7 protein-coding genes are annotated in these 7606 nt (G+C 58.7%); 2 read left to right on the top strand and 5 right to left on the bottom strand.

Translation table 11 applies throughout. The features are described from left to right. Window positions 1-329 precede the first annotated feature (329 nt). A complete protein-coding gene (locus G4223_RS02655) occupies window positions 330-2015 on the top strand; it encodes a site-specific integrase (protein WP_163674634.1) in 1686 nt (561 codons plus the stop codon). Window positions 2016-2122: 107 nt separating this feature from the next. Here the strand turns inward: G4223_RS02655 and G4223_RS02650 are convergent, their stop codons facing one another. Genes G4223_RS02650 through G4223_RS02630 form a run of 5 tightly spaced genes read right to left on the bottom strand, consistent with a single transcriptional unit; the run spans window position 2123 to window position 5236 of the window. Continuing rightward, the gene (locus G4223_RS02650) at window positions 2123-2374 is read right to left on the bottom strand and encodes a hypothetical protein (RefSeq protein WP_163674631.1); all 252 of its coding nucleotides are present in this window, start codon (window positions 2372-2374) and stop codon (window positions 2123-2125) included. Then, window positions 2374-2877: a hypothetical protein gene (locus tag G4223_RS02645; protein ID WP_163674628.1), complete on the bottom strand. Its 504-nt coding sequence runs from the start codon at window positions 2875-2877 to the stop codon at window positions 2374-2376. Before G4223_RS02645 ends, G4223_RS02650 begins: the two co-directional genes overlap by 1 nt. Window positions 2878-2880: 3 nt before the next feature. Further along, on the bottom strand, window positions 2881-4008 hold the full coding sequence (locus G4223_RS02640; protein WP_163674625.1) for a hypothetical protein: 1128 nt from the start codon (window positions 4006-4008) through the stop codon (window positions 2881-2883). After that, entirely contained in the window at window positions 4008-4280 is a 273-nt protein-coding gene (locus tag G4223_RS02635) for a hypothetical protein (protein WP_163674623.1), read from the bottom strand. Before G4223_RS02635 ends, G4223_RS02640 begins: the two co-directional genes overlap by 1 nt. Next, window positions 4277-5236, bottom strand: coding sequence for a helix-turn-helix transcriptional regulator (locus tag G4223_RS02630; protein WP_163674620.1), 960 nt, complete (start codon window positions 5234-5236; stop codon window positions 4277-4279). Before G4223_RS02630 ends, G4223_RS02635 begins: the two co-directional genes overlap by 4 nt. Before the next feature lie 395 nt (window positions 5237-5631). Between G4223_RS02630 and G4223_RS02625 the strand changes: the two genes are divergently transcribed. Beyond that, window positions 5632-7566 (top strand): DNA cytosine methyltransferase, encoded by a 1935-nt coding sequence (locus G4223_RS02625; RefSeq protein ID WP_163674617.1) that lies wholly within the window; start codon window positions 5632-5634, stop codon window positions 7564-7566. Window positions 7567-7606: the final 40 nt, after the last annotated feature.

Genomic DNA, 7606 nt, shown 5'->3' with positions numbered 1-7606 from the left:
TTGCGCGCCCCTTGAAAAAAGTGTGAGGTCGCTCCCCATGCGGGGGCGTGGATTGAAACCGCAGGAATTTCATGTTCCCACCTGGGAGCGCGACATGGCCGCTCCCCATGCGGGGGCGTGGATTGAAACCCACTTCCTCAAGGTCCGGGCGGCTTTCCCCGCAATCCGGCGATGAACAGAAAAAAAAGCCCCAGCACGAAGCTGGGGCTCAAGTTTAGGGAGGAAGTGTCTTTCACCCCTCAAACCCGCAGAAACGTTGAAATGCCTGGACTTTTCCATACCGACATCCATACTTTTCTCCATACCTGACCGCAAAAAATGTGGACGAGATGGCGAAGGAACAGGGGTTGCCGCCGGGCATCGTGCTCAACCGTGCAGGCAAATACGGGGTGCTAAAGAAAATCCCCAAGGCCCTTTGGGGACACCCCAGCTACAAGGGCAAATCCAAGATCATCGAGCGATCCACCGGGACGACCGACCGTGCGGCAGGACTCAAGGCCGCGATGCGGATGCTTGCAGACCTTGAGGCCGAGTTTGACCAAGCCCGCGACGAACTTGCGGCCGCGTTGCGTCCCCGGTTGGTGACATCTATGTCCGACGACGAGATGGATGCGTTTGTCGATTATCTGGAGCTTGACCTCGCCGACGTTGAAAACACGCAGGCGTGTTTCCCGGGCGGAGACGTGCCTCCCGAATGGCGCCTGCCCGAGCCGGGCGAGGCTGTGGCGTGGCATGCCAAAAGACGCCGTATGATCCTCGCCCCCGCCCTTGAAGCCATGCTCAAATCGCGGTTGGTCGAGCGTCTGACAGAGCGTGCCGAGGAGATCAATTACAAATCTTTCCACGACGAAGTAAGGGCAGTCGCCGAGCCTGCCGCGTCACCGCATGCCATGCAGCCCCAGCGTCGCCGCCACACGCTCGCCGAACTGATCGAGCGCTTCAAGGCCGACCCCGGCCGGGGTGCGGACTTGGGCAATTATCAGCCGATTTTCCCGCTCCTCTACGATGTCCTAGGCGAATCGAAGGCGGTTTCAGCCATCACCCACGACGACCTTGACCGCGTTCGCGACGTGTTGGTGCATCTGCCTCCCTATGCCACAGACCCCGCCCGAAATCCGCAGTGGAAGGGCAAGGATCGGGTGCAGATTGCGGCGGATGTCAAAATGAGGATTGCCGAAGGCGAGAAAATCCGCTTGCTCATCATTGGTGCTGTCAACAAATATTTGACATCCATTTCGACTTTGTTTGGGTATGCCCGAGACAAGGGGATGATCGCGGCAAGTCCGGTGCCGGTGCGGGATTACAAGATCGTCCGCGAGCGTCAAGCCGAAGACAAGGTCGAGCGCGAGGATTTCCCGGAGGAGAAGCTGAAAGCCATTTTCCCCAAGGATTTCGCGGAAAACATGACCGACGTGAAATGGGCTCTCGCCATTGCCTTATGCCAAGGATTCCGGGGCGTCGAAGCCGCACAACTGCATGTCGCTGATATCGTGCAGGAGGACGGAATCCCCTGCTTTCGCGTGGATGTTGATGTGTTGAATGGGGACGGGACGACGACGAAGACGGACAAAACAACGAAGACCGAAGCCACCAAGAGGCTTGTCCCCATCCACCCGAAATTGATCGAGCTTGGCTTCCTGCGGCACGTCGAGGCACGCAAAAAGGCAGGCGAAATCTTGGTTTTTGACACAACCAAGTATGCTGGCGGGAATCATTACGACGGTATCCGCGACGACATCACGGCCTATCTCAAGGCTTGTGGTGCCTACTCGGAACGCATCCACGTGTACCATTCGCTGAGGCACAATTGGGCGACCGCCGCCCGCAACGCAGGCGTCCCCGATGAGGTCGCCGACGCCCTCGGCGGATGGGGCAGTATGGGCAAGAGCAAGGGCCGCAAAGGCAAAGCTAAGAACGGTGGCGACACGGCCCGCAGTCGGTACGGGCGCCACGCGAAACCGGCCGTGCTCCGGCGGTGGCTGGCGAGGATCAAATATCCGATGCTGGAAATCTGAAAGCAGAGGGGGCTGTTGGGGGGGGGCTACCGTGCCTATCCGCTTAAACAGCCCATCCGTTTTCCCAGCCACCCGTTTTCCCAGCCACCAATCGCGTTAGACCCGCCTTACATCAGGTTCCGGCGGGCCTTCCTCAGTGCCTCCTCGAAGCCCTCGATTTCAGCATCGACATCGCTGGCGCTGCTACTGCCCGCCCTGTTGCCCGCTTCCTCCCAAGCAGCGCTAAACCCCCCGAGAATGCATAGGAGAAAAAGTATGCCGCCTGCCGGTGGGAAAATTACCCCGAGTAGGGCCCCGAGGAGAATGCCGCCCAGAAGGTACTTGAAGATATAAACGAAGAACCAAGCGAGCTTGAGCATCAGGCGGCCTCCACCTTTCTTACCAGCTCGCTCTGGGCCCCGTCGTCCATCGCGATAAGGTTTTCGATCTGATATCTATACCGAGAGCTGATGAATATCTTAACAAACTGCTTATCTTCTTCACCAATCTCCGATCCGGTCATCATCAGGTTGAAGGCGTTGAAGAAGCGCAGCTCTTCAGCGCTGATGCCCTGCCCTTTGGCTTGAAGAATCGTCAGCTCCACGTATTCCTTGAAGCCATACTGCATTATCAGGTAGCCGCGAGTGATGCCGAGGGCTCGGCGCTTTTCGACGAAATTCCACGCCTTGAGCGTGTTCACCCGGATCTTCAGTTCCTCAATCTGACGCTGCTGTTCTTGAATGGTGGTCTGCAACCTGCTGACTTGCGTTTGCAGGACGTGTACTTGCTCCTTGAGCCTGTTGATCTCAGGCTGCCTTGACAGTGCGCCGACGACCGCGCCGCCGATGCAGGTCAAGATCGGGATGATGAGCGGGACAGCCATTACTCAGGGTTCCTCAAAGAAATCAACCATGGTGTCCATCCGTGATTCAATCTGCCTCAGTTCTCTGATGTACCCGAAAGCATCTGGATGGCTTACCAATGAGGCCCCCGACGCGAAAACCATCGCCTCCAGCCGGTCGGTCTCCGGCGCCAGCGATGACGTAATCCGCTCAAGGGTGGCAATCTCTTTGTAGCTCACTCGGTATAGGTTGAATATCTCTTTGACAGCCATCAGTGCCGTTGGCCAACTGATGAATGGCACGCCTCCGGTTTGAATTGCGCCGATGGCGGCTTTGCCGAAGAACTGCGACGAATAGGCGATGGCGCGGACCTGGGTGGCCGCAGCTTCGTCGTTCCGGTTCATGATCATGTTGTGGACGCCGCATGCCGCCGAAGTCAGGGCTGTTGTCCCAATGTCCGCGGCACGAACGGTAAACATTTGATTGAAGGCATCATAACCGGTCAGGTCTCCTGATGCGTCAGCCGCTGTTGATTTGGCGAAATCCAGAAGCCGGTTTCCCATCCGTCCGCCGTCTTTGATGTAATCGAAATAGGAGTGAAACGGGATGGGGAGGCCGGCTTTTGAGAAAGTGTCACCAAGAAGGTGTCGGAAGACCTGCACAATGCCCTTCAGAAGACCATATTGGTCGCATAGGAGGGCGAAAGGGTTGTCACCCGACATCGAGAATATGTCATGTCCCCAGAACAGACGATGAGCCAAGCCCTCAGCATTCTGTCCCGCCCATTCCCAAGATCCGTCATCACTCACAATCTTCATTCGGTTTATGAATCTTGGGTCTCCGTCGCCGAGATCGAATTTATCGATGTTGTCCCCGCTATGACCAAATAAAAAACGAATCATCTTTTCGAAGACGGTTTTTGGCTCAGTCGTCTTGGATGCCGTCTTATGAATTTCGTTGAGGAATTTATTAACGGTGTCCGAAGCGGCAATGCTTGCGCTGAGACCGCCGTACAGCACCGGGAGCACGAAATTTGCTGGATGGTTCGCTGGAGCTTGGACGTTGCCGAGCTCCGAGAGTACCCGTCCAATCGAATGCACCTCTTCATTTAGGCCATTAGACAATCCATCCAGTTGTCTAAGGGATAAATCACAACATGTGGTAATGTCCATTATTCCATCCCCCCGAGACTGTAGGCCACGGATAGAAGCGTGGAGACGAGGCTGTCTTTACATTCGCCGAACTTGTTAAGGATTTTGCTCGCAACTTCATCTGAAATTTCGACGGTGACAGTCGAGCCACCCGATTCCGCGAGATGGGTTAGCAAGCCTACATTCGGACACTTCTTTGAGAAGTACCCCAAGACCCAATTGAGCGTGGCATCCAACTCCCCTGCGTCTCGACCAGCCGCGTCGAACACTCGCGCTGAGATTCGCACCATCATGTTTCGCCTCCTGGTTCTGCGCTGGTGTTCAAAATCCTAGCCGAATCGCCAAAGCTTTTCACCCAGGCCGAGATCTCTTTCTCGCTGGTTGTGGTGACCGTAAGTACGACGCTCCCGTCACCCAGCTCATCGATCCTTTGGTCATCACTCCAGACGCGGTCGCGGACATAATCGGCTGCTGTTACCGCGATGTGAATTTGCACCTTTCTCGGCTCATGCCAGGTCAACCCAAACCGCCGTGCGCCGATATCGGCGGCGTCGAAGCGAAAGAATTCGCCGGTCGGCTCGACATCTGCGATTCGGTGCAGAGAAAACGTGGTGGGACGTTCTTGGAGCAGAGAACCGGCGCCCAATCTGTAGCCCTGGACATACAAAGTGCCGTTCATTGCGACGATGTGGCCCGGTGCGTACCGATATTCGGTGGGCGAGTGGCGTCCGACGGCCGTATAGGTGACCCGGCAGACCTGTCGCTTCGTGATGGCTATGCGGAGGGTCGATATGGTCGCCAAATGAGGGACGTAGTCGATAAAGCCCTTGCTGTGGAACGAGATCGTGGGCTCAGGGAGGCCCGGAAAAGTTTCCCCGAGATGAAGGGCCAGGGCGTGGAGTGATTTGTCGATCCGCGCCAGGACGCTCTCGGTCAAAAACGGAGCGGCGAGATCCCGGCATGTTGACAGATAGGAAAGCTCTTCGAAGGCGAACCCCAGGGCCTTGTTCTCGGAGACGGTACGCAGAAGGTAATATCGTTTGCGGCCCTCGATTCCTCGGTCGATGTACGTGTCTTTCCCTAGATGGTTTTCGATGACGTCCACGAGCCTTGAAACGGTCTGTGGCGAACAATTGAGCTCCTTGGCCAAGTCCGCTTGGAAATGCTTCCTGCAATCCAGAGTGAGCCGTTGATAGAGCACCAGCAGCTTATCCCTGGGAAGAGCATCGACATCATGCTTGCGTGGCATGACACCCCCCTCATTCGCCAGCAATCGCCCATTAGTTAACAGACGGCTGTGCCGCTTGTCAGCGTCAACCCTCGGTCGCTTTGTGTGCCACGACATGCTTCTTGACGAAATGGGCCGCGCCGTAGACGGCAAATCCCGTGACCACGATGAAGCCGATGAGCTTGAACATGACTCTCCTCCTTCGTCTACCAGACCTGCGGAACGTCCGCGGTGTTGCCGTGGCATATTAGTCAGCCAACCCCCCAGAATCTGACAGATGTCGCTCTTCTAATCTCACCCCGCAGTATTGCATCAACCCTGCCCCACGGTCGGGGACACACCACGTCCCCGCTGGACCCTCTCCGCAACTGACGATATAACTAGCGGTGTCCCCGATCCCGAGGAGCCGCCGCCAAATGACCATCCAGACCCTTGCACGCCGTACCCAATCCGAGGCCGGAAGGTCAGAGGCCGATGCCTGGGACATGGAGATGCTCGGCGCCTCCTGGGAAAAGATCGCGTTCGTTGGAACGCGGAAACGGCTGCTCGCGAAATACGAGGAGGCTCTCAAGACGCCTCCGGCGAAGGTGGCAGCCGCCCTCCGCGAAGCCGCGCTCGCCAAGGATGGCAAGCAGATCGGCGAAGTCGCCGCGAGGTGGGCTTCGGATTCACCTGGGGACATCCGATACATTCCCGAGGCCGATAAGGCGAGATTCCGTTTCCATGTCGCGGTAGTCCGCGATTTGCGGCCCGAACGCCAGAAGCGGCTCGCTCGCCGGGTCGGGGACGTGCTCGAATTCCTCGGCGCCGACGCCCTCAAGGGCATGCCGCCCGACGACATCCGGGCGGCCTTGACCGAGCGCGGCCTCCCCATCCGTCGTATCCGGGATGTGGCGATGGCCGTCCGCATCTATCGCGCCGGCATCGCCGCGACCGAGGCCGAGCGCCCTGTCCGACAGCTCACCATGGTCAACCTGTTCGACGGCGTGGGCGCCGCCACGCTGGCCGCGTCGGGGTTGGATGGGCGGATCAAGGTGGTCGCCGTGTCGGAGGTCAACAGATACGCGATCGAGGTGACCTCACGGCACAATCCTGAAATCCCGCACCTGGGCGACGTGCAGGCGATCGATTGGCCGCATGTGGTCAGCCATTACGGGTCCATCGACATCATTTCGGCAGGTTTCCCTTGCCAAAATATTTCGGCTGCCGGAGATGGTGAAGGTCTCCAGGGCGAGAAGAGCATGCTTTTCCGGGAGGCGGTCAGGGCCATGCGGGAGGTGCAGCCGAAATACGCGATCATTGAGAACGTGGAGGCACTGTTCAACGATGGCGAACGCCGCTACGACCTCTGCCAGATTGTCCGCGAGATCGCCAAGGCAGGGTATCGTCTCGATATCGCTCATCTGGACGCCACTGATTTCGGCCTCCCCATGTTGCGACCGAGGTTCTACGCGGTCGCCGTCCGAAAGGACTTGGCGAAGCTCTTGCCGCGCCGCAGGGCTTGGCACCGCCACGACATCGTTGGCCCTCGCCCTGAGGTCTGGCACGAGTTGCGTGAAGACGGATCGATCGACCCGAAGGATCACCGCCTCTTCAAGCATTACGTCCGTCGCCTCGGCCTAAATCTCGACACTTGCACCGACATCACGAAAGCGTTGGATGCTGTCCGGCGTACCGACTGGCCCGAACCCGTTCCGCCGCCCGAGGGGGCGCCGCCCGGCGCGGGGCCGACATTCCTTCCCCCCTGGGAGCGCCGTCGCCCCTTGCCGAAATTCCTGGGCGGTTTGGTCTCTCGCTTCCATGTCCCGCAGCCGGCATGGCTCGGGGACATCCTCGACCGCAAGCCCGAGGCACGGTTGATGCTTCCCGCCTCCGCACGGCGCCTTTGCGTGGCGAAATGGATCAAGGAGGATCGCAAGAAGGCCAAGGCGAAACGCGATCCCCGCATGGCCCGGATGGATCGGCACCATTATGACAGCCGCAACCCCGACCTCACGCCCCGCGACCTGACCGGCGAACTCGTGGTGATGGCATCCGGTCTCTCGCACACCCTACACCAGCATGGGACTTATGGCCTTGGCGGACTCGGGGTGCGGCCGCACTCGCATTTTACGGCCACCACCAAGCCCGGCCTCGCCGTCGACCAGGAGGGGATGATTCGCCTCCTATCCCTCGACGAGCAGGACGCCATGATGGGGTTCCCTCGGGGATACACTTACGCCGAGGTGGACGGCCAGCCGCCGACCGACAGCGACCGACAGGCCGCGATCGGCAATAGCATGGCGCTCCCCTGCATTCGGCATGCCCTTGAGGGCGTGCTCATCGCCGAGCTTTGCCTGCGAGGCATGTAAAGGCGTCTCGATTTGCGGATGATACCAAACGGCGGTTAGG

Source organism: Magnetospirillum aberrantis SpK (assembly GCF_011022235.1).
GTDB classification, from domain to species: Bacteria; Pseudomonadota; Alphaproteobacteria; order Rhodospirillales; family Magnetospirillaceae; genus Magnetospirillum; species Magnetospirillum aberrantis.
This window is presented reverse-complemented; position numbering and strand designations above follow the sequence as displayed.

Excerpts from the sequence above, each read along its gene's own strand:
- G4223_RS02630 (WP_163674620.1), bottom strand. The coding sequence starts at position 5,236 with ATGCCACGCAAGCATGATGTCGATGCTCTTCCCAGGGATAAGCTGCTG.
- G4223_RS02625 (WP_163674617.1), top strand. The coding sequence starts at position 5,632 with ATGACCATCCAGACCCTTGCACGCCGTACCCAATCCGAGGCCGGAAGG.
- G4223_RS02640 (WP_163674625.1), bottom strand. The coding sequence starts at position 4,008 with ATGGACATTACCACATGTTGTGATTTATCCCTTAGACAACTGGATGGA.
- G4223_RS02655 (WP_163674634.1), top strand. The coding sequence starts at position 330 with ATGGCGAAGGAACAGGGGTTGCCGCCGGGCATCGTGCTCAACCGTGCA.
- G4223_RS02635 (WP_163674623.1), bottom strand. The coding sequence starts at position 4,280 with ATGATGGTGCGAATCTCAGCGCGAGTGTTCGACGCGGCTGGTCGAGAC.
- G4223_RS02650 (WP_163674631.1), bottom strand. The coding sequence starts at position 2,374 with ATGCTCAAGCTCGCTTGGTTCTTCGTTTATATCTTCAAGTACCTTCTG.
- G4223_RS02645 (WP_163674628.1), bottom strand. The coding sequence starts at position 2,877 with ATGGCTGTCCCGCTCATCATCCCGATCTTGACCTGCATCGGCGGCGCG.